This is a genomic window from Pararhodobacter sp. (assembly GCF_034676075.1).
GTDB lineage: Bacteria > Pseudomonadota > Alphaproteobacteria > Rhodobacterales > Rhodobacteraceae > Pararhodobacter.
Map to the genome: position 1 here is coordinate 1 of NZ_JAUCCQ010000055.1, position 22827 is coordinate 22827.

The following is a 22827-nucleotide window of genomic DNA, read 5'->3' on the forward strand; positions in this document are numbered from 1 at the left end:
ACCTGCGTGAAGGACGTCTTTTTCTCGGTCATGTCGCCTTGCGAGGCAAAGGCCTTGGCCATGGGAATACTCCAGTCAGAAAGCGGCTCAGCGCTGGGCGATGGGAAGCCAGAGCGCGACGGCCGGGAAGATGATCACCAGCAACAGCGCGGTGATCTGGATCAGCACGAAGGGAATGACACCGCGATAGATGGTGCGGATCGGCAGCTCGGGCGCGATGCCACGCAGGTAGAACAGAGCATAGCCGAAGGGCGGCGTCAGGAACGAGGTCTGCAGGTTCACCGCCAGCGCGATGGCGAACCAGATCATCACCTGGTCCCCCGGCAGCCCGAAATCAAGCTGCGCGACGATTGGGGCGACGATCGGCACCACGACGGCGGTGATCTCGACCCAATCGAGGAAGAAGCCCAGCAGGAACACCAGCGCCATGATGATGAAGAGCACCGTGTAGGGGCTCGTCTCGTGGATGTTGAACAGATCGAGGATCATCGCATCCCCGCCCAGCCGCCGGAACACCACCGAGAAGATCGAGGCGCCGATCATCACGAAGACGATCATGGCGGTGGTCTTCGTCGTCTCGTGCAGGGCGCCCCTGAGCGCGTTCAGGGTCAACTTGCGCGACAAGAGCGCCAGGATCAGCGCCCCGGTCGCGCCGATGGCGGCGGATTCGGTGGGCGTGGCGATACCGGCGATGATCGTGCCCAGCACGGACAGGATCAGCGCCATCGGTGCCAGCAGGTCGCGGGTCAGCGCCCAGGCGGTCTCGCCCATGCTGCGGCGCTCGATCACCTCGGGGGCGGGGACGCGGTGCGGCTGGAAGATCGCCACGGCGCCGAGATAGAGGAAATAGAGCCCCGACAGCACCAGCCCCGGCACGATGGCCCCCATGAAGAGGTCGCCCACGGAAACCCGCAGCTGGTCGCCCAGGATGATCAGCATGATCGAGGGCGGCAGCAAGATCCCCAAGGTGCCGGACGAGGCGATGAGCCCCGAGGCGAGCTGCATGTCGTATTTCGCCTCGCGCATCGCGGGCAGGGACATCATGCCCATCATCACCACCGAGGCGCCGATGATGCCGGTCGAGGCCGCCATGATGACGCCGATGATCATCACCGAAAAGGCATAGCCCCCCGGCGTGCGCTGAAAGAGCGAGGCGAGCGAGCGCATCAGCCGCTCGGCGATGCCCGAGCGTTCCAGCATCAGCCCCATGAAGACGAAAAGCGGGATGGCGACCAGCAGCCAGTTGGTCAGCGTGCCGGAATAGATCCGCTGCACGCCCATCGACAGGAACAGCATCGGAATGCCGTTCGCCACCGCGAAGAGGATACCGATGCCCGCCAGCACGAAGGCGACGGGATAGCCCGAGAAGATCCCGGCGATCAGGCCGAGGAGCATGAGTTCAGGGCCGAGGTGGTCGATCATTGGATGTCCTCGGACAGGTCGCCACGGGCGAGTTGGATCGCGGTGCCCAGCGCCCGCAGGATGCCCATCAGCCCCAGCAGGGCGAAGGACAGGGGCAGCATCGCCTTGATCAGCCAGCGCGCATTCAGCCCGCCCTGGGTCGAGCCCTCGGCAGTGCGGAAGGCGACTTCGGCGAAGGCGAAACCGTACCAGGCGATGATGGCGCAAAAGGGCAGCAGGAAGATCAGATCGCCGATCATCCGCACCCAGAGCCGCTGGCGCGGGCTCATCATCAGGGACAGGAAATCGACCGAGACATGCCGGTCATCCCTCAGCGCCCAGATCCCCCCGAAGAGGACCAGCAGCGCGAAGATGTACCATTGCATGTCGTAAAGGCTGTTCACGGTCAGCGCCCGGCCAAGGACCGGCACCTGCCCCTCCCAGCCGATCAGGGTGTTCATGCCCATCTTGGCCCAGACCACCGAGATCAGGATCGTGGCGATCAGGGGAAGCGTGAGCCAGCTCGCCCAGGCCCCCGGCAGGCACAGGAGCGCCAGAAGGCGTTTCAGGATGCGTGGCATGGAATCTCCTCGGGCCCGGCGGGGTTTCGGGGGGCGGTTTCGCCGCCCCCCGTGAACCTGTCAACAGCGGATGCCTGCCGACAAAACACGGCTGTCAACAGAGTGCGTCCCTCAGCGCGCCGGAAGCGCTTGCAGGGTGCTCCATTCGCCGACGCTGTCCATGTAGGCGCGCAGCGAGGCCAGGGCCTCGGCGAAGATCGGGTCCTGCGCGGCCTGTTCGTCCATCACCGCATCCGAAGCCTCGCGCAGCGCCAGCAGCACTTCCTCGGGGAAACGGCGCACTTCGGTGCCCGCTTCGCGGATCGTGGCGATGGCGGCGGCCTGGCTGTTGATCTGGTCGCCCAGGTTATAGGCGATGTTCGCCTGGCAGGCCTCGGTCATGATGTTCTGGGTGCGCTCGTCGAAGCTGTTCCAGACATCCATGTTAATGATGATGCTGTCCCAGCTCGACGGCTGATGCCAGCCGGGGAAGTAGTAGTATTGCGTCACGCGCTGGAAGCCGAGGCCGACGTCGAGCTGCGGCGCCGAGAATTCGGCCGCCTCGATGCGCCCGGTTTCCAGGCTGAGGAAGATCTCGCCCGCGGGAACCAGCTGGGTGTTCGCGCCCAGACGCGCCATGGCCATGCCGCCCAGACCGGCGATCCGCATGTTCAGGCCCTGCAGGTCGGCAGGCGTGTTGATCTCGCGGTTGAACCAGCCGCCGGCTTCCGCGCCGACCAGATGGCAGGGCAGGACCTTGACGTTGAACGGGTCATAGGCGCGCTGGATGATCTCCAGACCGCCGCCCTGGAACATCCAGCCCAGCGCCACGTCCGGCGAGGGGCCGAAGGGCATGGAGCCCACGAGGTTCGCAACCGGGATCTGCTGCGCCCAGTAACCGATCCAGTCGAAGCCCATCGGCAGCGCGCCCGAGCTGACGGCACCGAAGACCTCGAAGCCGGGAACGAAATCGCCCGCGCCATGCACGTTGATGGTCACCGCGCCATCGGTCATTTCGTGCACGCGGTCAGCCCAGAGCTGCGGGCTCGGCCCGATCGAGGGCACGTTCAGGCCAAACACGCTTTGCAGGTCAAAGCTTTGCGCCTGGGCGGCACCGGTCGCAGCCAGCACCAGCGCGACAGCGGTGAACCCGCGCAACTTATTGAAGTTGCTCATCAAGAATCCTCCCAAATGATGCGCCGCGGCAAGCGGCGCCTCCCCTTGAGCGCCGATTGATCTATCTGCGCCTCGCTTTTTGTTAGCCATCAACAAATCTATTTGCAACTGACAAATTTTGTGCCAGACGAAAAAAGAGCGCGCCGGACCGATCGCAGGACCGGCGCCGGACGTCACAAGTCGGGAGGACAGGATGCAAGGAGTGAAAGGCGCCGTGGCCGTGGTCACGGGGGCCGCGCAGGGCAACGGACGCGCCATCGCGCTGGGGCTGGCGGCAGCAGGGGCCTCGGTCGCCTGCTGCGATCTTCAGGGCGATCAGGTCGAGGGTCTGGCCCGGCAGATCAGCGAATCGGGGGGAAAGGCGATCGGGCTCAGGCTCGACGTAACGGAGGCCGCGGATTGCGCCTCTGCCGCCGACGCGGTGGCCGCGCGGTTGGGCGCGGCCACCATCCTCGTGAACAACGCGGGCATCATCCGCCGCACCCTGCCCGATGCGGAAACCTTCGCGCAGGACTGGGACGCGGTGATCCGCGTGAACGCCACCGGCACCATGCAGATGATCCGCGCCTTCCTGCCGCATCTGCGCCAGACGAAGGGCCGGATCGTCAACCTGGGCTCGATCATGTCGGTGACGGCGGGTCCGGGGCTGGCTGCCTATGCCGCCTCCAAGGGCGCGGTGCTGCAGCTGACCAAGGTGCTGGCGCATGACCTCGCGCCCGACGGGATCCGGGTCAACGCCATCGCCCCCGGCGTGATCGAGACGCCGATGACCGAGGTCACCCGCGCCGACCCGGACGCCATCGGCCGCTTCATGGCCCATACGCCGATGCGCCGCCCCGGCCGCCCCGAAGAGCTGGTCGGTCCGGTGCTGTTCCTCGCCTCCGAGGCGTCAAGCTACATGACGGGCGCGCTGTTGCCCGTCGACGGCGGCTATCTGGCCGCGTGACAGGGAAGAAAGTCATGGAACGACAAGAAGTTGATGTCCTGGTCGTCGGATCGGGCGCAGGCGGCCTGTCCAGCGCCGTCGCCGCGGCGCATCGGCGCCTGAAGGTCCTGGTGGTCGAGAAGGAGCCGGTCTTCGGCGGCACTACCGCGCGCTCGGGCGGCTGGATGTGGATCCCCGGCAACGGGCCGGAACTGCGCGCCGGCATCGACGACAACGCCGAAAAGGCGCGCATCTACCTGCAACACGAAGCGGGCGCGCATTTCGACGCCGAGCGCGTCGATGCCTTCCTGGAGGCCGGGCCGAAAGCGGTGAAGTTCTTCGAGGAGAACACCGCCCTGCAATTCGACCTCGGCCCCTTCTTCGCCGATTACCACCCCGACGCGCCGGGCGGCATGGATGGCGGACGCTCCATCGTCGCGCGGCCCTTCGACGGGCGCGAACTGGGCCCCGAGATCCGCCGCCTGCGCCCGCCGCTGCAAGAGATCACCTTCCTGGGCATGATGATCGGCTCGGGCAAGGAACTGCTGCATTTCTTCAACGTGATGCGCTCGCCCGTCTCGGCCTTCTACGTCGGCAAGCTGTTCCTGAAATTCGTCCGCGACATGGCCTTCCACGGCCGCCCGATGCGGCTGATGAACGGCAATGCGCTGGCCGGGCGGCTGGCGAAATCGGCCTTCGATCAGGGCGTGCCGATCTGGACCCATGCCCCGGTGCGCAGTCTGATCCGCGACGATCAGGGCCGGGTGATCGGCGCCCGCATTGACCGCCGCGACGGCCCGGTCGAGGTGATCGCGCGCAAGGGCGTGGTGCTGGCCGCGGGCGGCTTCCCGCAGGACATCGCCCGGCGCAAGGCGCTGATGCCGCATGCGCCCTCGGGCTACGAACACGTCACCCCCGCCCCGCCCGGCAACACCGGCGACGGGCTCAGGCTGGGCGAATCGGTCGGCGCCACGGTCGATACCTCGCTGCCGCATGCCGCCGCCTGGGTGCCGATCTCGCGCCCGGTCCGGGCCGACGGCACGCTCGGCACCTTCCCGCATTTCGTCGACCGCTCGAAACCGGGGGTGATCGCCGTGACCCGCTCGGGAAAGCGCTTCGTGAACGAGGCGAATTCCTACCACGATTTCTGTCAGGCCATGGTCGCCCGCAATCGCGAGGAAGCAGGCGACGGGGCAGAGCCCGCCGCCTGGTTCATCACCGACCACCGGGCGTTCCGCAAATATGGCCTCGGCTACGCCAAGCCCGCTCCGGTGCCCTACAAGGCGCTGATCAAGAACGGCTATCTGCTGCAGGGCCGGACGCTGGCCGAGCTGGCCGCCCAGTTCGGCGCCGATGCTGCCCAGCTCGAAGCGACGGTGGCCGAGTTCAACACCCATGCCGCCCGCGGCGAGGACCCGGCCTTCGGCAAGGGCACGACCAGCTACAACCGCTCGCTGGGCGATCCCGAGCACGGGCCGAACCCCTGCCTCGCGCCGATCAAGGATGGTCCCTTCTATGCCGTGCGGCTCTATGTCGGCGACCTCGGCACCTTTGCCGGGCTGAAGACCAACGCCAATGCGCAGGTGCTGGACGAAGAGGGCCGCCCGCTGGAAGGCCTCTATTCGGTGGGCAATGACGCCGCCTCGATCATGGGCGGGAATTACCCGGGTGGCGGTATCACCCTCGGCCCGGCGATCACCTTTGGCTATATCGCCGCACGGCATATGGCCGGCGGCAATGATTGACCGTCAGGCGCAGGGCGTCGCGCTGGGGTTCCTCGCGGCGCTCAGCTGGGGGGTCTACAACGTCGGCGCCGAGATCGGGCAGGCCAGCGGCTTCCGCCCCGCCGATCTGACGCTCCTGCGCTATGGCGGCGCGGCGCTTCTGATGGCGCCGCTGCTGTTTTTGGCCCGCCACCGCCTGCCGCCCCTGCGGCAGGTGGCCTTTCTGGCCCTGCTGGTCGGCCCCCTTTTCGCGCTGGCCTTCAACGAAGGCTTCCAGCGCGCGCCCCTCTCGCATGCCGTGGTCATCGGGCCGGGCATGTCGATGCTGGTGGCCAATCTGCTGGAGCGCTGGACCGGCGGGCGGAAGCTGGGCTGGCAACGGCTCCTCGGCATCGCGGTGCTGATCGGCGGGCTGCTGATCATCGCCTCGGACGCGCCCGCCGCGCGTGAAGGCCGGGGCTCGGTGCTGGCGGGGGATCTGTTCTTCGTCCTCTCGGGCTCGCTCTGGGGCGCCTATGTCTTCACCATGGGCCGCTGGAAACTGCCCGCGGTCGAAACCACCGCCGCCATCGCCACGCTGGCGACACTGGTCTATCTGCCCCTCTATCTGTGGATCTGGGGCTGGCCGACGATGGCCCCTGCCCTCTGGGCCGAGCAGGTCTTCTATCAGGGTGCGGTCGGCGGGTGCCTCGCCTTCGTCATCTTCGCCGCCGCGGTGATCCGGCTGGGCGCCGGGCGCGCCGCGCTCTTTTCGGCGCTGGTGCCGGGGTCGGCGGTGCTGCTGGCGATCCCTTTGGCCGGGCAATGGCCGAATGCCACGCAATGGGCCGGTGTCGCCGTCACCACCCTGGGGCTGATCATCTCGCTCGACCTCCGGCGCGGATTGCCCGAGGGGCAGCAAGCGGGTAGCAGGGGTCGGGGGACAGCGTGACACGGGGACACGGGGTGGAGGAAGAAGCCGAAAAACCGGCCAAGGCGCAACGCGGCATCCGCTCGCTGGAGACGGCGGGCGCAATCCTGCAGGCCATGGCCGAGGCAGGCGGACCGATGAAACTGCGCGACCTGGCCGAGGCGGTCGAGGTCGCGCCGGCGCAATTGCACCCCTACCTCGTCAGCCTGCGCGCCATGCGCATGGTCGAGCAGACCGCCTCGGGCCTCTATGGCCTCGGCCCCTTCGCGCTGGAGGTGGGCCTGGCCCGGCTCCGCGCCCAGGATGCCTATCACGAGGCGATCCTGCGCATCGAATCGCTGGCCGAGGAAACCCGCCTGATGGTCGCGCTGACCGTCTGGGGCCCGCATGGCGCCACCATCGTCCATGTCCGCGAGATGATCGCCCGGATCCACGCCAACGTCCGGGCCGGGGGCGGTTTCGCCCTGACCTCGACCGCGACGGGGCGGCTCTTCGTGGCCTTCCTGCCCGAGGCGGTGACCGAACCGCAGATCCGCGCCGAACTGGCCGAGCGCGCCTCGGCCGATCCGCGCTTTGCGTTCGACGAGGCCGCCTATCGCGCCCAGGTCGCCCGGGTCCGCGACCGTGGCTGGGAGACGACGACCGACCTGCCGATCCCCGGTGTCTCGGCCGTCTGCGCGCCGATCTGCGACTATACCGGCGAGATGAAGCTGGCGGTCACGGTGATCGGCCCGACCCAGCAGATCGACCTGAGCCCCGACAGCCCCGTGGTCCGCGCCACGCTCGACTTCACCCGCCGCCTGTCGGCCGATCTGGGCTATCGCAGACAGGGCAGCGCCCCCGCGACCGGGCGGCGTGGCGGCGCCCGCTGATCAGAGCCCGAGGATCGTCACCGAACAGACGTTCTGCGCCGGGGCCCCGCCCAGATTATGCGTGAGCGCCGAATGCGGCGCCCCCAGCTGGCGGGCGCCCGCCTGCCCGGTCAGCTGCAACCAGCCCTCATAGAGCATCCGCAGCCCCGAGGCGCCGACCGGATGGCCGAAGCATTTCAGCCCGCCGTCGATCTGGCAGGGTTGTGCGCCACCGGCATCGAACCGCCCGTCCAGCATCGCCCGCCAGGCGGTGCCGGGCTCGGCCAGCCCCAGATCCTCCAACGTCACCAGTTCGGTGATCGAGAAGCAATCATGCAGTTCGGTCAGGCTGATCTGCCGCGGATCGGCGATCCCGGCCTCGGCATAGGCCGCCTTGGCCGCCTGCCGCGTCGTGTGGACATAGGCGCCGTTCCAGCCCTGCTGCTGCGCCTCCCAGCCGTTCGAGGCGACGATCTGCACCGCCTTGACCAGCACCGGCTCGGCCTGCCCCAGGGCGCGGGCGATCTCGGGCGTGGTGACCAGCGCGCAGGCCGCCCCGTCCGAGACCGGGCAGCAATCGAAGAGCCCCAGCGGATCGGCCACCAAGGGCGCCTGCACCGCCTGCTCTATCGTGATCGGCTTGCGCAGATGGGCCTTGTCGTTCGCCACCGCATTGGCGTGACTTTTCATCGAGGTATGCGCCATGGCCCGCTTCAGGTCCTGCCGCGCGATGCCATGCACCGCCTCATAGGCGCGGGCCAGCTGGGCGAAATTCCCGGGGTTGGTATGCGTCGGAAGGTACATCGGCGCCAGCGTCCCGCGCGAGGCGGTGGGGAGCCCCGCGAACCCGGTGTCCTTCAGCTTCTCCACCCCCATCGCCAGCGCGATATCCACGGACCCCGAGGCCACGGCGAAGACCGCGCCGCGAAAGGCCTCCGTCCCGCCGGCGCAGAAATTCTCGACCCGGGTCACGCCGATATCCGGCAGGCTCAGCGCCATGGCCATCGGCACGCCCGACTTGCCCGCACCGATGTCGTCGTAATGCGAGGAATACCAGGCGGCGCCGATCGCAGCGGGGTCGATCCCGGCCCGGGTCAGCGCCTCGGCATAGGCCTCGCGCATCAGCTCTTCCTGGCCGATGTCCCAGCGCTCGCCGAAGCGCGAGCAGCCCATCGACAGGATTGCCACCTTGTCCTTGATGCCGCTGGCCATCAGAGCCCCCTTCCCGTGTCGCGCACGGCTTTCCAGAAATAGCGCCGGTAGCCGCTGTGTTCGTCGATGTCCTTGACCCGGAAGACGAAGCGCACCGGATCGCCGGGCGCCAGATCGGCGGCCTCGGGGTCGGTGAAATCCATCATCAGCCGCCCGCCACCCTGCAGATCCAACAGCCCGTAGCAATTCGGCGGATGGCGGGAATAGGCCAGCCGGTCGGCCGTTGCCGTCGCGACGATCCCGCCGCGATCCGCCAGCGGCCAATCCTCGCCCGGTACGTCGTTGCGGGGCGGAAAGCGGATCAGGCCCGTCTCCGCCTCGCGCCGGGCGACGAAACCCAGCAGCGCCTCGGCATTGCGATAGGCGGTGCTCTGCGCCTCCTGCACGATGAAGCGGCCGCGCAACCCGCGGTCCCAGTCAAGCCTCTCCTGAAAGGCCAGGAGTTTCAGGTAATTGCTTTCAGGGATGCCCTGATCCAGCGCTGGCAGGCCGGGATGATCCGCCACGCCCTCGCCCGCCCGCAGCACCAGCGCCGTCGCCCCCTGCCCGAATTGCGCCAGCACGACGATCTGCCCCGGCGCGATGCGTGGCAGATGGGCGGCCAGCATCAAGAGCGGATGCGCCGCGCCGGTGTCGCCTGTCCGGTCAGCCAGATCCTCGGCCAGCGCTGCCCTGGTCAAGCCGGAGAGGCGCGCGACCGTGGCGGCGGTGCCGGGGATCGGACAGGGCAGGATCAGGTGATCGACTGCCCCGGCTTCGACCCCCGCCCGGGTCAGCGCCGCGGCGATGGCGGGCGGGACCTGCGCCTGATAGCCCGCCTCACGCTGCCAGCGTTCCTCCCAGTCAAGCGCGGTCTCGGCGCCGCTGGCACGGGTTCGGTGCAGGAAGGGCGCGCTGAGGCTGGCGCCGCCCAGATAGGTGAAAAGCCCCGCGCCCGGCCCGGTCAGCACGGCCGCACCGCCGTCGCCCATCCGCGATTCCGCCGTGCTGCCCGCTGGGGCGACCGGCCGGTCGGCGGCGGCGATCAGCGCGGGCGCGGTGCCTTCCAGCGCCGCCTGCAAGGCCAGCAGCGTGGCCCGCGGCGTGCCGGTTGCGTCCTGAGTTAGACACAGCGCGGGCAGACGCAGCGCGGCGCGGATCAGGGCGGCGTTCTGCGGCTCGGCGAAGGGAGGTGTCGTGGTGGCGAAGGTCAGGCTCTCGGCGCGGTCCCGGCCCAGCGCGCCCCGCGCCGCGGCCACCGCCAGGGTCACGCTGTCCTCATCCCAGAAAGCCAGCGTCCGGGTGCCCCGCCCGGCGCCCGCGCCCGGCACCAGCCAGCCCATCGCCTGCGCCATCGCCCGCCGCTCCAGCCTCAGCCGGGGCAGGCAGGCACCGATGCGGATGATATTGGCCATGGCTCCCTCCCCTGCCGCGCCACGATGGCGCCTCAGGGGAGATATAATAGATAGAACGGTCGTTCAACTAATTTCCGACCAACTCGCGCTCAACCTCGCGGCGGCAGCGCGGCATAGCCACCCAGGAACAGCGCCACCACCCTGTCGGCCAGCTCCTCGGGGCCGACAGGTCCCTCGGCCTTGTACCAGGTGTAGGTGAAGTTGATCATGCCGAAGAACAGCATCGTATCAATCTGCGAGATCACCCGGTCCTCGGCGATATCCGGGCGGATCTGCAACAGCGCGTCGCGCACATAGGTGATGAGCTGACGCTCCTTGGCGACGATGCTCTGCCGCTGCTCTTCGGGCAGGGCATCCAGACAGGTGAGCAGCACGACATGGCGGTCGCGCGACACGGAATAGACCTCGAGAAACAACTTCACCATCTGGGTGAACCGCTGCTTGGGGTCCAGCTCACGGTAGAGCACCGGGCGGAGGCGGTCCAGCAGCGCATCGACATGCGTTTCCAGCATCTCGCGCAGGATCGCTTCCTTGCCATCGAAGTAATGATAAAGCCGGGACTTGGAGCAATCGCAGGCCTCGGCGATGTCGCCGATCGAGGTGGCGGCAAAACCGCGCCGGGCAAAGACCGAGGCGGCGCGGTCGATGATCGTGTCGTGGATATTGTCGTAATCCGCGGATCGGGTCCTGGCCACGGGGCGCCTCCGAAAATGAGTATGTCCGTTCGAGGTATAAGCGCTCAGCGCCCCGCTGCCAACCGCCACCATCCCGCAGAAAAAGAGGTATCCGGGATGATTCTTGATTTGATTAGTCCAATCGTTCGGACTATTAAACACCCAGAGCGACGGCGGACCGAGTCCCGCCGGAGGAGGAGGACGACACCGATGCACCATGCCCCCATCGAATCGCTGGACCGCGACGGGATCCTGGCCCTGCAACGCGAGCGGCTGGCGGGTTTCGGCCGCCATCTGGCGCAATCCGAGACCTGGCGCGCCCATTTCGCCAAGGCAGGCATGCGGCCCGAGGATCTTGCGGCACCCGACGGGCTGGAAAACACCCCCTTTCTGGAAAAGGCGGATCTGCGCGACCATTACCCCTTCCCCTTCCTGACCGTGCCGATGGAAGAGGTGCTGCGCTTCGTCGCCACCTCGGGCACCACCGGCTTGCCGGTCCTGTTCGGCATGACCCGCGCCGATTTCGAGACGCTGCTGCCCGCGCAGATGGCCCGCCTGCTGACCGCCGCCGGGGTCAAGCCTGGCAGCCGCGCCTATCAGGGCTATGGCTACGGCCTCTGGATCGGCGGCCCGGCGCTGGATCAGGGGTTCCGGGAACTCGGCTGCACCAGCTTCCCCATCGGCCCCGGCCGCGGCGATCTGGCGGCGCGCTGGCTCAAGGACCATGCCTATGACGTGGCCTCCATGTCGCCCCTGTGGCTGATGAGCCTGGTGCAGGCGGCCCGCGCGCAGGGGATCGACCCGAAAACCGACTGGGTGCTGAAGACCGCGATCCTTGGCGGGCAATCCGTCTCGGCCGAGTTCCGCGCCCAGCTGGAGGCCGAGATGCCCGAAGGCTTCCAGTCGCACAACATCTACGGCACGACCGAGGCTGGCGGGCCGGTGCTGGCCATCTCGACCCCCTACACCCATGCCGATGACGAGCTGCACCTCCTCAACGAGGACACGATCATCACCGAGATCCTCGACCCGGTGACGCTGAAACCGGTCTCCGAGGGCGAAATCGGCGAGATCGTCATCACCACCATCGCCAAACAGGCCTCGCCCGTGGTCCGCTGGCGGACCCGCGATCTGGTGCGCCTGTCGCCCCGGCCCTACGATTGCCCCTCGGGGCGGCGGGGGATGCGCAAGATCGGTCGGATCATCGGCCGCTCGGACGACATGATCAAGTTCAAGGGCGTGATGGTCTTCCCCTCGCAGATCGAGGATGTGATCACCGGGGTCAAGGGCGTGGTCAAGGAAGCCTGGCAGATCTACATCGACAAGGAACGCACGACCATCGGCTCGCTGACCGTCGCCGTCGAGGCCACCACCCGCGACGCCCGCCCCGCCGCGCAGATCGAGGAACAGATCTGCCGCGAGGTGCATGCGCGCCTCGGCATGTCGATCCGCGTCGAATGCCACCCCGAGGGCACCCTGCCCCGCTACGAGGCCAAGGCGGTCCGCGTCCTGCACCGGGCCGAGGCATGAGCGACCCGCTGGCCCCGATCCGCGCCGGGTTGGCGGCGCGGGTGGCGGGCTGGGGTGCGATGGACCTGCCGGCGATCCGCGCCGATTTCGCGGCGTTCCTGGCCGAGGTCGGCCCGCGGGGCGCGGCCCTCGCCCAGCCCCGCCCGGCCGTGGTCGCGGGGCGGGAGGCCGTCTGGATCGGCGATCCCGCCGCAAAGCCCGGGCTTTACCTGCATGGCGGTGGCTTCCAGATCGGCGGCATCGCCTCGCACGCCGGGCTGGTGGCGCGGCTGGCGCGGGCACTGGGACTGCGGCTGCTGCTGCCCGCCTATCGGCTGGCGCCCGAACACCGCTACCCCGCCGCCAGCGACGACGCGCTGGCCCTACTGCGCGCCCTGCAGGCGGCGGGCGAAGCGCCGGTGGCGATGCTGGGCGATTCCGCAGGGGGCGGGCTGGCGCTCGGCACCGCGATCCGGGCGCGGGAGGCGGGCCTGCCACTGCCCCGGGCGCTGATCCTGCTCTCGCCCTGGCTCGACCTGTCCCTGTCAGGCGCCAGCTACCGCGACCTTGCCGCCGAAGACCCGTTCTCGAAACCCGCGCAACTGGCCGCCATGGCGCGCAGTTACCTCGGCCGCAGCGGCCCCGCGCCGGGCGATCCCGCCGTCTCGCCGCTCTTTGCCGATCTGCACGGCCTGCCGCCGCTGCTGATCCACGCAGGCGGCGCCGACATCACGCTCGACGATGCCCGGGCGCTGGCCGCACGGGCGGGGGGCCGCGTCACCCTGCGCATCCACCCCGGCATGTGCCACCATTTCCAGGTGTTCGAGGCCCTGCCCCAGGCCGAAACCTCGCTGGCCGAGATTGCCGACTGGTGGCGGTCCCTGCCCGGCTGAGCCGCCCTCCCCGGCCCCGTTGCGCAACGCACACGGCTTTTCACGGCGCTTTCACCTTCGCTTGAAACCCTGAATGCGTGTTTGCACTCTGCGGCAATGGGCATAAATTCGGGACCGTATCCGGGCGAGGGAAACCCGGGGACTTCAGAATGACCAAGGGGAAATCATCATGACGCATCACCAGGTACGCGCCGCGGGCGCCCTGGCAATTGCGCGTCCGACCCGGGGCTGGGTCGCTCTGCGCTGGCTGAATATCCTGGGTGTAATGCTGCTGGCAGCCGCGATGGCGCTGCCCTTGCACGCGCAGGACCGCCCGGTCAGCTTCGCCGATCTCGCCGATCAGGTCAGCCCGGCGGTGGTGAACATCACCACCTCGACGACCGTTGCGGCGAACCTCGACCAGACCATGCCGAACCTGCCCGAAGGCGCGCCCTTCCAGGACTTCTTCAACGACTTCTTCAACCGCAACGGCCGTCAGCAGCCGCGCCCGCGTCAGAGCCAGGCTCTGGGCTCGGGCTTCGTCATTTCGGCTGACGGCTATATCGTCACCAACAACCACGTCATCGAAGGCGCCGACGAGATCGAGGTCGAATTCTTCGACGGCCGCCGTCTGGACGCGACGCTGGTCGGCACCGATACCGCCACCGACATCGCGCTGCTGAAGGTCGAGGCCGACGCCGACCTGCCCTTCGTGCCCTTCGGCAATTCCGAAGAGGCCCGCGTGGGTGACTGGGTGCTGGCCGTCGGCAACCCGCTGGGTCAGGGCTTCTCGGTCAGCGCGGGCATCATCTCGGCCCGAGGCCGCGCGCTGCAGGGCAATTACGACGACTTCATCCAGACCGACGCCGCCATCAACCGCGGCAACTCGGGCGGCCCGCTGTTCAACATGGCCGGGCAGGTGATCGGCGTGAACACGGCGATCCTGTCGCCCAACGGCGGCTCGATCGGCATCGGCTTTGCCATGTCCTCGCATGTCGTCGAACGCGTGGTCTTCCAGCTGCAGGAATTCGGTGAAACCCGCCGCGGCTGGCTGGGCGTGCGCATTCAGGACGTGTCCTCGGACGTGGCCGAAGCGCTGGGTCTGGAACGGCCCGAAGGCGCGCTGGTGACCGAGGTCATGGACGGCCCGTCCAAGGCCGCGGGCGTGGAGACCGGCGACGTGATCCTCAGCTTCGACGGGGTGCAGGTTGCCGATACCCGGGATCTGGTGCGCCGCGTGGCGGATGCCGGTGTCGGCCGCGACGTCGAGGTCGTGGTGTTCCGCAACGGCGCGGAAGAGACGCTGCATGTCACCCTCGCCCAGCGCGACGAGGAACGCCTGACCCCGGCCGCGGGCAGCAACGCACCGCAGGCCCCGGCTGAACCGACGATGATCCTGGGTCTGGATCTGGTGCCCCTGAGCGACCAGATGCGCGCCGATATGGGCATCGCGCCGGGTGTCGAGGGTCTGGTGGTCCGCGACGTGGAAAGCGGCTCGGACGCCGAATCGAAAGGCCTGCGCGCCGGGGACATCGTGACCGAGGCCGGTCAGCAGCCGGTCACCTCGATCGAGAGCTTCAACACCGCCCTTCAGGCCGCCCGCGACGCCGGCCGCCGGACCCTGCTGCTGATGGTCCGCTCGGGCGGCGACCCGCGCTTCGTGGCGCTGGCCATCGAATAAACGCCCGACAGAGGCGATACCTCGAAACCTCGAAACCGGGCGTTCGCGCCCGGTTTTTTCATGCCTCCAGCCACAGCGGGCAATGGTCGCTGACCTCGGGCGCGCGGATCACCTCGAAATGGCGGACCGGGACCTGCGCGTTGACCATCAGGTAATCGGCGAAGCGGTCGGGCTTGGTGTAGCGCGCGGTCCGCGTGCCGTCGAAGCCGCCGCCCGTCACCAGATCGTTGAGGCCGAGCTTTTCCAGCCGCCGCAGGGTCGCGCTGTCCGGCCGGACGTTGAAGTCGCCACAGGCGATCACTGCATCCCCGGGTTCGACCAGCCCCTCGATCAGCGTCGCGAACCGCTCGGCCTGAGCGGCCCGCTCGGGCGTGTCGGCCTTGCCTGCCGCCTTGTCCCTGAGCCCGTGCATCTGCGCCACGACCCAAGGCCGCCCCCCGGCCCAGAGCCTCAGCGCCATGGCATTCCGGGGCCGCGGATGCGCGCCGTAATCCTGATCGGAATAGGCACCATGCACGAACCCCGTGGCCTGCCCGATCACCGGGATCGTCTCGCGCACGAAACAGGCCAGCCCGAATTGCGAGGGCACCGGCTGATCGCCGTCCCACAGCAGACCGCTTCCCGCCGGGCTGAACAGCACCGCATACCCCGGCAAGGCCTCCCGCAATTCGTCCAGCATTCGGGCGCGCTGCGGCAGGACATGCGCCCCGTCGCGGTATTCCAGCCAGTCCTTCGTGGCGCCCGGCGTGTGCACCACCTCCTGCAGGCAGAAAACATCCGCCCCTGCCCCGGCGATCCACGGCATCAGCGCCTCATGCAGCACCCCGCCCCAGGCGTTGAAGCAGAGGACCCGCATCAGACCACCCGCACCCCGTATTCCGTGAGCTTCGCGTCGACAAACGCCGTCTCGCCCGAGGTCAGTACCTGCGCGCGGGGGTAGCGGGGGGCGCTGCGGTCATCCAGCACCGGCGTCTCCCAGCCGTCCGTGGTGGCGAAGAAATCGTGCGCCCCGGCCTCGCCGAATTCGCGCAGATAGCCCTGCACCACCACATCCAGATAACTCAGCAGGATCGGCGCCGGATCGTCCTGCACCACCATCGTCAGCACCGGCACCGCATAGACCTGCGCCGCCACCCCCACATCGCCCTCGACCGTCAGGCCGGAGGGGATGGCGTGGCGGTCATAACCCTCCTCGCGCAGGTCCAGCGCCGCCCAGTCGCCGCCCGGCACATGCGCCACCAGCCCGTCGATGACGGAGCCCGCGTCGGGCACCCCGGTCAGAAACGGCGTGACCCGGCCCACGGTGTGTTTCCACGCCCGCCGCCAGCCGGTCAGCCGCGCGCGATAGGCGGGGGTGTAGACATGGGTCTGGCGGTTCACCAGCGAGCCATAGCCAAAGAAGAAGGGTTCGGACACAGCGCACTCCCGCGTTTTGCCCAAGGCTTGCCCAATGCCGCCGCAAGGTGCAAGCCCAAGGCCGCGCCCCCTTGCCATCGCCATGTCGCTCTTGCTATCCAAGGCGTCGTGAACACGGGAGAATCCGGCGGCCTCCAAACCCGCCGGTGCCGAAGGAGCAACCGCCCCGGTAAACTCTCAGGCGCAAGGGACCGCGTTCACATTGGAACTCTGGAGAGTGGCGTTTTGGCGCCCGCCGAAGGGATAACGATCTCAGGCGCTCACGACCGTATCGGTCACGGGCAGGGACAGAGGGGGCACCAACCGGCGCGGGATCGCGCCCTTCTGGTGCCGGTCGCACGACCGGAGGGAGACTTCGGCATGACCGACCTCAGGCGTACCTGCCTTTACGATCTTCACCGCGAGCTGGGGGCCAAGATGGTGCCCTTCGCGGGCTATGAGATGCCCGTGCAATACCCGATGGGGGTGATGGGCGAGCATCTGCATTCCCGCGCCAAGGCAGGGCTCTTCGACGTCTCGCACATGGGGCAGGTCATCCTGCGCGCCCCCGCTGCGGCGCTGGAGGCGCTGGTGCCGGTCGATGTGCAGGGCCTGGCCGAGGGGCGGCAGCGCTATGCGATGTTCACCAATGACGCGGGCGGGATCCTCGACGATCTGATGATCGCGAACCGGGGCGATCACCTGTTTCTGGTGGTCAATGCCGCCTGCAAGGAGGCCGATATCGCCCATCTGCAGGCCCATCTGCCGGGGGTGGAGCCGGTGACGGACCGCGCCCTGCTGGCCCTGCAAGGTCCGCTCGCCGAGACGGCGCTGGCCCGACTGGTCCCGGGCGTCGCCGCCATGACATTCATGGATGTGGCCGTGCTGGACTGGGACGGCGCCGAGCTCTGGATCTCGCGCTCCGGCTATACCGGCGACGACGGCTATGAAATCTCGCTCCCCGAGGACCGCGCCGAGGCCTTCGCCCGCGCCCTGCTGGCGATGGAGGAGGTGGCGCCCATCGGCCTCGGCGCCCGCGATTCGCTCAGGCTTGAGGCCGGGCTCTGCCTCTATGGCCACGACATCGACACCGAGACCTCGCCCGTCGAGGCCGGTCTCACCTGGGCCATCCAGAAACGCCGCCGGACCGAGGGCGGCTTCCCCGGCGCCGACCGCATCCAGCGCGAACTGGCCGAGGGGCCGTCCCGCAAGCGCGTGGGCCTCCTGCCCGAGGGCCGGGCGCCGATGCGCGAAGGCACCGCGCTCTTCGACTCCGAAACCGCCGAGACCCCCATCGGCACCATCACCTCGGGCGGCTTCGGCCCTTCGCTGCAGGCGCCGATCGCCATGGGCTACGTGCCCGCGGCGCTGGCCCAGCCTGACACGCGGCTCTGGGGCGAGGTGCGCGGCAAGCGCCTGCCCGTCCGGGTCGCCAAGACACCCTTCCGTCCCTCCACCTATCGCACATGAGGCAATCGCGATGAAATTCACCGAAGAACACGAATGGCTGCGCATCGACGGCGATCTGGTCGTCGTCGGCATCACCGAACACGCCGCCGAACAACTGGGCGATGTGGTGTTCGTGGAACTGCCCGAGCCTGAAACGCAGGTTGCCAAGGGCGATGAGGTCAGCGTGATCGAATCCGTCAAGGCCGCGTCCGATATCCTCGCGCCGCTCGACGGCGAGATCGTCGAAGTGAACGGCGCCATCGTCGACAACCCGGGCCTCGTGAACGAGGACCCGCTGGGCGAAGGCTGGTTCTTCAAGATGAAGATCGACGACCTGGCCGCCCTCGACGATTACATGACCGAGGACGAGTACAAGGATTTCATCGGCTGATCCCATGGCGGTCCTGTCCATCGTTCCCAACCTGCCCGCCCGCGACCCCGTCCGGCTGGCCGATTTCTACCGGCAGGTCCTGGGCCTGACCGTGGATTTCGAGATGGGCTGGATCGCCTTCCTCGGCGCCCCCGCCACCGCCCGCGCCCGGCTGCAACTGGCGGCCGAAGGCGGCTCGGGCACCGAGCTGCCCGCGATTTCCGTCCTGGTCGATGACCTCGACGGGGCGCTGGCGGCGCTCCGGGCAACCGGGGCCGAGCCGGTCTATGGACCCGTCACCGAACCCTGGGGCATCCGGCGGTTCTATCTGCGCGACCCCGAGGGCAACCTCGTCAACGTCGCCCATCACATCGAGGGCGGCGATGATTGACCCGCCGCCCTTCGACCCCGACCGCATCGACCGGGCCGAGCGGTTCATCGCCGCCCCGCCCGACCGTCTGTTCGCCGCCTGGACAACGCCCGGGGATCTGGTCCGCTGGCTGCCCCCGCAAGGCGCCGAGGGCCGGATCGACGCGCTGGACCCCGTGCCCGGCGGCGCCCTGCGCATGGTGCTGACCTTCACCGACGGCGCCAAGGGCAAGGCGGGGGCGCATCACGACGTGGTCCGCGCCCGTTTCGTCACGCTCGACCCGCCCGGCCGCGTGGTGCTGGACGTGGATTTCCCCAGTATCGACCCCGCCTTTGCCGGCACGATGCGGATGGACTGGCACTTCACGCCCGAAGGCCGCGGCACCCGCGCCCGGGTCGAGGCCAGCCGCGTCCCGCCCGGCATCGACCCTGACCAACACGCGACGGGGCTCGCCTCGTCGCTCGACAATCTCGCGCGCCATATGGAGCCGTCATGACCTATTCCCCCACCGCCTATGACCCCTATGATTTCGCCAACCGCCGCCACATCGGCCCCTCGCCCGCCGAGATGGCCGAGATGCTGGCCGCGACCGGCTGCCAGACGCTGGACCAGCTGATCGACGAAACCGTCCCGCCCTCGATCCGGCAGGACCGGCCGCTGGGCTGGGCGCCGCTGTCCGAAGGCGGGCTGCTGGCGAAGATGCGCGAGGTCGGCGCGAAGAACAAAGTCATGACCTCGCTGATCGGTCAGGGCTATTACGGCACCATCACCCCCCCGGCGATCCAGCGCAACATCCTGGAAAACCCGGCCTGGTACACCGCCTATACCCCCTATCAGCCCGAAATCGCCCAGGGGCGGCTTGAGGCGCTGCTCAACTTCCAGACCATGGTCGCGGATCTGACCGGCCTGCCGGTCGCCAATGCCTCGCTTCTCGATGAATCGACGGCCTGCGCCGAGGCGATGGTCATGGCCCAGCGCGTCGCCAAATCGAAGGCCAGGGCCTTCTTCATCGACGCCAATTGCCACCCCCAGAACATCGCCGTCATGCAGACCCGTGCGGCGCCTTTGGGCATCGAGATCCTGACCGGCCAGCCCGAGGATCTGGACCCCGCGCAGGTCTTCGGCGCGATCTTCCAGTATCCCGGCACCCATGGCCATGTCCGCGACCTGACCGACAGCATCGCCGCGCTCCATGCGCAGAAGGCGGTGGCGATCGTGGCCACCGACCTGCTGGCGCTCTGCCTGATCAAGGAGCCGGGCGCGATGGGCGCCGATATCGCCGTGGGCTCGGCCCAGCGCTTCGGCGTGCCGATGGGCTACGGCGGCCCCCATGCCGCCTTCCTCAGCTGCGCCGATGCCCACAAGCGGCAGATGCCCGGGCGGCTGGTCGGCGTTTCGGTGGATTCGCGCGGCAACAAGGCCTATCGCCTCGCCCTGCAAACCCGCGAGCAGCATATCCGCCGCGAAAAGGCCACCTCCAACGTCTGCACCGCGCAGGCCCTCTTGGCCGTCATGGCCTCGATGTACGCCGTCTTCCACGGCCCCGTGGGCCTGCGCGCCATCGCCGAGCGCGTGCATTTCATGACCGAACGCCTCGCCCGGGCGCTCAAGGCCGCCGGTGCCCGGGTGGAGCCCGAGGCCTTCTTCGACACGATCACCGTGGAAGTGGGCGTGGGTCAGGCCGGGATCCTGGCCGCCGCAAGGCACGAGGGGCTCAATTTCCGCAAGATCGGCACCCGCCATGTCGGCATCGCGCTGGATGAGACGACGGACGAGAACGTCCTCCACCGCGTGCTGAAAGCCTTCGGCATCGACGCCGCGCCGCCCCATCGCGCCAAACTCGGCTTCCCCGAGGCGATGGCCCGCGAAAGCGCCTACCTGACCCACCCGATTTTCCACATGAACCGCGCCGAATCCGAGATGATGCGCTACATGCGCCGCCTCTCGGACCGCGATTTGGCCTTGGACCGGGCGATGATCCCGCTGGGGTCCTGCACCATGAAGCTGAACGCCGCGGCCGAGATGATGCCGATCACCTGGCCCGAATTCGGCTCGCTGCATCCCTTCTGCCCGCCCGATCAGGCGCAGGGCTATGCCGAAGTGATCGAGGATCTGGGCGCCAAACTCTGCGAGATCACCGGCTATGACGCCATGTCCATGCAGCCCAACTCGGGCGCGCAGGGCGAATACGCGGGGCTCCTGACCATCCTCGCCTATCACAAGGCGCAGGGCGCCCATGACCGCAAGATCTGCCTGATCCCGATGTCGGCGCATGGCACCAACCCGGCCTCGGCCCAGATGGCCGGGATGGAGGTGGTGGTCGTCCAATCCTCGCCGAACGGCGATATCGACGTGGAGGATTTCCGAGACAAGGCGGCGAAGGCCGGCGACCGGCTCGCGGCCTGCATGATCACCTACCCCTCCACCCACGGCGTCTTCGAGGAAACCGTGCGCGAGGTCTGCCGCATCACCCATGACCACGGCGGGCAGGTCTATATCGACGGCGCCAACATGAACGCCATGGTGGGCCTCGTGAAACCCGGTGAGATCGGCGGCGATGTCAGCCACCTGAACCTGCACAAGACCTTCGCCATCCCGCATGGCGGCGGCGGCCCGGGCATGGGCCCGATCGGCGTGAAGGCGCATCTGGCGCCCCACCTGCCCGGCCACCCGGAAACCGGCGGCAGCGAAGGCCCCGTGTCCGCCGCGCCCTATGGCTCGGCCTCCATCCTGCTGATTTCCTGGGCCTATTGCCTGATGATGGGCGGCCCGGGCCTGACCCAGGCAACCCGCGTGGCAATCCTGAACGCGAACTACATCGCCGCGCGGCTGACCGGCGCCTACAAGGTGCTCTTCATGGGCAACAGGGGCCGCGTCGCGCATGAATGCATCCTCGACACCCGCCCCTTCGCCGAAGCGGGCGTCACCGTCGAGGACATCGCCAAGCGCCTGATCGACAACGGGTTCCACGCGCCGACCATGAGCTGGCCGGTGGCGGGAACGCTGATGGTCGAACCCACGGAATCGGAAACCAAGGCCGAGATCGACCGCTTCATCACCGCCCTGCTGGCGATCCGCGAGGAGATCAAGGCGGTGGAAGCAGGCGAGATCACCGCCGAACAAAGCCCGCTCCGCCACGCCCCCCACACGGTCGAGGACCTCGTGGCCGACTGGGACCGCGCCTATAGCCGCGAACAGGGCTGCTTCCCGCCCGGCAGCTTCCGGGTCGACAAGTACTGGCCGCCGGTGGGCCGCGTCGACAACGTCTATGGCGACCGCAACCTGTTCTGCGTCTGCCCGCCGCTGACCGATTACGCCCAGGCCGCCGAATGAGGGTCGCGATCTTCGGCGCGGGCGCCGTCGGCTGCTATTTCGGCGCCATGTTCGCCCGGGCGGGCGTGCCGGTCACCCTGATCGGCCGCCCCTCGCTGGTCGAGGCGGTGACCGAGCACGGCCTCATCCTGGAGAAGGACGGCACCACCGAAGTGCTGAAGCCCGAGGCCACCACCGAGGCCGAGGCGGTCAAGGGCGCGACGCTGGTGCTGGTCTGCGTGAAATCGCCCGACACGGCCGCGGCGGGCAAGGCGATCCGCCGCCACCTCGCCCCGGGCGCCACGGTGATGAGCCTGCAAAACGGCATCGGCAACGCCGAGATCCTGGCCGAGATCCTCGACCGCCCGGTGCTGCCCGTGGTGGTCTATGTCGCCGCGGCGATGGCGGGACCGGGCCATGTGCTGCACCGCGGCCGTGGCGATCTGGTGCTGGGCGAAGGGCCCGGCGCTCAGGCCGCGGCGGCCCGGTTCCGCGCGGTGCAGGTCCCGGCCGAGGTTTCCGCCCAGGCGGAGGCCGCGCTCTGGACCAAGCTCACGCTCAACTGCGCGCTGAACGCGATCTCGGCGCTGACCCTGCGCGATTACGGCACCATCGCCCGCCGCCCCGAGGCGCTGGCCACCTTCACCGCGCTGGTCGAGGAATGCCGGGCCGTGGCCGCAGCCAGCGGCGTGACCCTGCCCGCGGACATGCTGGACCGGGTGCTGGCGCTGACGGCGACCATGCCCGGGCAGCTGTCCTCGACCGCGCAGGATGTGATGGCGGGCAAGCGGACCGAGATCGCCCAGCTCAACGGCGAAATCGCCCGCCGCGGCGCAGCGCTGGGCGTGCCCGCGCCGCTGAACCGGGCGCTGGCGATGATGGTGGAGCTGCTGGAAGAGACCTGAGAGGGGTTTCGCCCTCGTTACCCGCTGTCGCGGGCGCCTCGGGCGACCAGCGGCGCGGCGTGCCGCCGCGCCGAAAAAGGAAGGGGGGCCGTCTGCCCCCCTCTGCCCTGCGGGCATTCACCCCCCGAGGATATTTG

At 68.7% G+C, this 22827-nt stretch carries 21 protein-coding genes and 1 riboswitch; of the genes, 13 read left to right on the forward strand and 8 right to left on the reverse strand.

What is annotated here, in order from left to right; translation table 11 throughout:
• Positions 1 to 87: 87 nt before the first annotated feature.
• The 3 genes from VDQ18_RS14425 to VDQ18_RS14435 all read right to left on the reverse strand — a co-directional run bounded on the left by VDQ18_RS14425 (position 88) and on the right by VDQ18_RS14435 (position 3137).
• Entirely contained in the window at positions 88 to 1422 is a 1335-nt protein-coding gene (locus VDQ18_RS14425) for a TRAP transporter large permease subunit (RefSeq protein ID WP_323021617.1), read from the reverse strand.
• Positions 1419 to 1982 (reverse strand): TRAP transporter small permease subunit, encoded by a 564-nt coding sequence (locus VDQ18_RS14430; RefSeq protein ID WP_323021618.1) that lies wholly within the window; start codon positions 1980 to 1982, stop codon positions 1419 to 1421. Before VDQ18_RS14430 ends, VDQ18_RS14425 begins: the two co-directional genes overlap by 4 nt.
• A 111-nt stretch (positions 1983 to 2093) precedes the next feature.
• Positions 2094 to 3137, reverse strand: coding sequence for a TRAP transporter substrate-binding protein (locus VDQ18_RS14435; protein WP_323021619.1), 1044 nt, complete (start codon positions 3135 to 3137; stop codon positions 2094 to 2096).
• A 193-nt stretch (positions 3138 to 3330) separates the two neighbouring features.
• Between VDQ18_RS14435 and VDQ18_RS14440 the strand changes: the two genes are divergently transcribed.
• The 4 genes from VDQ18_RS14440 to VDQ18_RS14455 are packed head-to-tail and all read left to right on the forward strand — an operon-like array spanning position 3331 to position 7568.
• Complete coding sequence (locus VDQ18_RS14440; RefSeq protein WP_323021620.1) at positions 3331 to 4083, forward strand: SDR family NAD(P)-dependent oxidoreductase; 753 nt, start codon at positions 3331 to 3333, stop codon at positions 4081 to 4083.
• 14 nt (positions 4084 to 4097) lie between these two features.
• Complete coding sequence (locus VDQ18_RS14445; protein ID WP_323021621.1) at positions 4098 to 5807, forward strand: FAD-dependent oxidoreductase; 1710 nt, start codon at positions 4098 to 4100, stop codon at positions 5805 to 5807.
• Positions 5800 to 6717 (forward strand): DMT family transporter, encoded by a 918-nt coding sequence (locus VDQ18_RS14450; protein ID WP_323021622.1) that lies wholly within the window; start codon positions 5800 to 5802, stop codon positions 6715 to 6717. Before VDQ18_RS14445 ends, VDQ18_RS14450 begins: the two co-directional genes overlap by 8 nt.
• Positions 6714 to 7568 carry an IclR family transcriptional regulator gene (locus VDQ18_RS14455; protein WP_323021623.1) on the forward strand — a complete coding sequence of 285 codons (855 nt, stop codon included), beginning with the start codon at positions 6714 to 6716 and terminating at the stop codon, positions 7566 to 7568. The genes VDQ18_RS14450 and VDQ18_RS14455 overlap by 4 nt, the downstream gene beginning before the upstream one ends.
• Here the strand turns inward: VDQ18_RS14455 and VDQ18_RS14460 are convergent, their stop codons facing one another.
• The 3 genes from VDQ18_RS14460 to VDQ18_RS14470 form a co-directional block, all read right to left on the reverse strand.
• A complete protein-coding gene (locus VDQ18_RS14460; RefSeq protein ID WP_323021624.1) occupies positions 7569 to 8759 on the reverse strand; it encodes an acetyl-CoA acetyltransferase in 1191 nt (396 codons plus the stop codon). It lies immediately after the preceding gene.
• Positions 8759 to 10153: an OB-fold domain-containing protein gene (locus tag VDQ18_RS14465; protein WP_323021625.1), complete on the reverse strand. Its 1395-nt coding sequence runs from the start codon at positions 10151 to 10153 to the stop codon at positions 8759 to 8761. The genes VDQ18_RS14460 and VDQ18_RS14465 overlap by 1 nt, the downstream gene beginning before the upstream one ends.
• Positions 10154 to 10242: 89 nt before the next feature.
• Positions 10243 to 10848, reverse strand: a complete 606-nt coding sequence (locus VDQ18_RS14470; protein ID WP_323021626.1) for a TetR/AcrR family transcriptional regulator — start codon at positions 10846 to 10848, stop codon at positions 10243 to 10245.
• Between the two features lie 189 nt (positions 10849 to 11037).
• Here VDQ18_RS14470 and VDQ18_RS14475 point away from each other — a divergent pair, with 189 nt between their 5' ends.
• The 3 genes from VDQ18_RS14475 to VDQ18_RS14485 all read left to right on the forward strand — a co-directional run bounded on the left by VDQ18_RS14475 (position 11038) and on the right by VDQ18_RS14485 (position 14889).
• Positions 11038 to 12357: a hypothetical protein gene (locus VDQ18_RS14475; protein ID WP_323021627.1), complete on the forward strand. Its 1320-nt coding sequence runs from the start codon at positions 11038 to 11040 to the stop codon at positions 12355 to 12357.
• The gene (locus VDQ18_RS14480; protein WP_323021628.1) at positions 12354 to 13229 is read left to right on the forward strand and encodes an alpha/beta hydrolase fold domain-containing protein; all 876 of its coding nucleotides are present in this window, start codon (positions 12354 to 12356) and stop codon (positions 13227 to 13229) included. Before VDQ18_RS14475 ends, VDQ18_RS14480 begins: the two co-directional genes overlap by 4 nt.
• 169 nt (positions 13230 to 13398) lie before the next feature.
• Positions 13399 to 14889 carry a Do family serine endopeptidase gene (locus VDQ18_RS14485; protein WP_416235111.1) on the forward strand — a complete coding sequence of 497 codons (1491 nt, stop codon included), beginning with the start codon at positions 13399 to 13401 and terminating at the stop codon, positions 14887 to 14889.
• A 58-nt stretch (positions 14890 to 14947) separates the two neighbouring features.
• On the opposite strand, the gene VDQ18_RS14490 is transcribed toward VDQ18_RS14485, so the two are convergent.
• Both VDQ18_RS14490 and VDQ18_RS14495 read right to left on the reverse strand, forming a co-directional pair.
• Complete coding sequence (locus VDQ18_RS14490) at positions 14948 to 15745, reverse strand: endonuclease/exonuclease/phosphatase family protein (protein WP_323021629.1); 798 nt, start codon at positions 15743 to 15745, stop codon at positions 14948 to 14950.
• On the reverse strand, positions 15745 to 16305 hold the full coding sequence (locus VDQ18_RS14495; RefSeq protein ID WP_323021630.1) for a gamma-glutamylcyclotransferase family protein: 561 nt from the start codon (positions 16303 to 16305) through the stop codon (positions 15745 to 15747). Before VDQ18_RS14495 ends, VDQ18_RS14490 begins: the two co-directional genes overlap by 1 nt.
• Positions 16306 to 16410: 105 nt before the next feature.
• Positions 16411 to 16509: riboswitch (glycine riboswitch) on the forward strand.
• A gap of 156 nt (positions 16510 to 16665) precedes the next feature.
• Here VDQ18_RS14495 and gcvT point away from each other — a divergent pair.
• Genes gcvT through VDQ18_RS14525 form a run of 6 tightly spaced genes read left to right on the forward strand, consistent with a single transcriptional unit; the run spans position 16666 to position 22690 of the window.
• Positions 16666 to 17754 (forward strand): glycine cleavage system aminomethyltransferase GcvT, encoded by a 1089-nt coding sequence (gcvT, locus tag VDQ18_RS14500; protein ID WP_323021631.1) that lies wholly within the window; start codon positions 16666 to 16668, stop codon positions 17752 to 17754.
• A 10-nt stretch (positions 17755 to 17764) separates the two neighbouring features.
• Positions 17765 to 18124 carry a glycine cleavage system protein GcvH gene (gene gcvH / locus VDQ18_RS14505; RefSeq protein WP_323021632.1) on the forward strand — a complete coding sequence of 120 codons (360 nt, stop codon included), beginning with the start codon at positions 17765 to 17767 and terminating at the stop codon, positions 18122 to 18124.
• 4 nt (positions 18125 to 18128) lie between these two features.
• Positions 18129 to 18494, forward strand: a complete 366-nt coding sequence (locus VDQ18_RS14510) for a VOC family protein (RefSeq protein WP_323021633.1) — start codon at positions 18129 to 18131, stop codon at positions 18492 to 18494.
• Positions 18487 to 18969 (forward strand): SRPBCC domain-containing protein, encoded by a 483-nt coding sequence (locus VDQ18_RS14515; RefSeq protein ID WP_323021634.1) that lies wholly within the window; start codon positions 18487 to 18489, stop codon positions 18967 to 18969. The genes VDQ18_RS14510 and VDQ18_RS14515 overlap by 8 nt, the downstream gene beginning before the upstream one ends.
• Positions 18966 to 21806 (forward strand): aminomethyl-transferring glycine dehydrogenase, encoded by a 2841-nt coding sequence (gene gcvP, locus VDQ18_RS14520; protein ID WP_323021635.1) that lies wholly within the window; start codon positions 18966 to 18968, stop codon positions 21804 to 21806. Before VDQ18_RS14515 ends, gcvP begins: the two co-directional genes overlap by 4 nt.
• Entirely contained in the window at positions 21803 to 22690 is an 888-nt protein-coding gene (locus tag VDQ18_RS14525) for a ketopantoate reductase family protein (RefSeq protein WP_323021636.1), read from the forward strand. Before gcvP ends, VDQ18_RS14525 begins: the two co-directional genes overlap by 4 nt.
• The last annotated feature ends 137 nt before the right edge of the window (positions 22691 to 22827 follow it).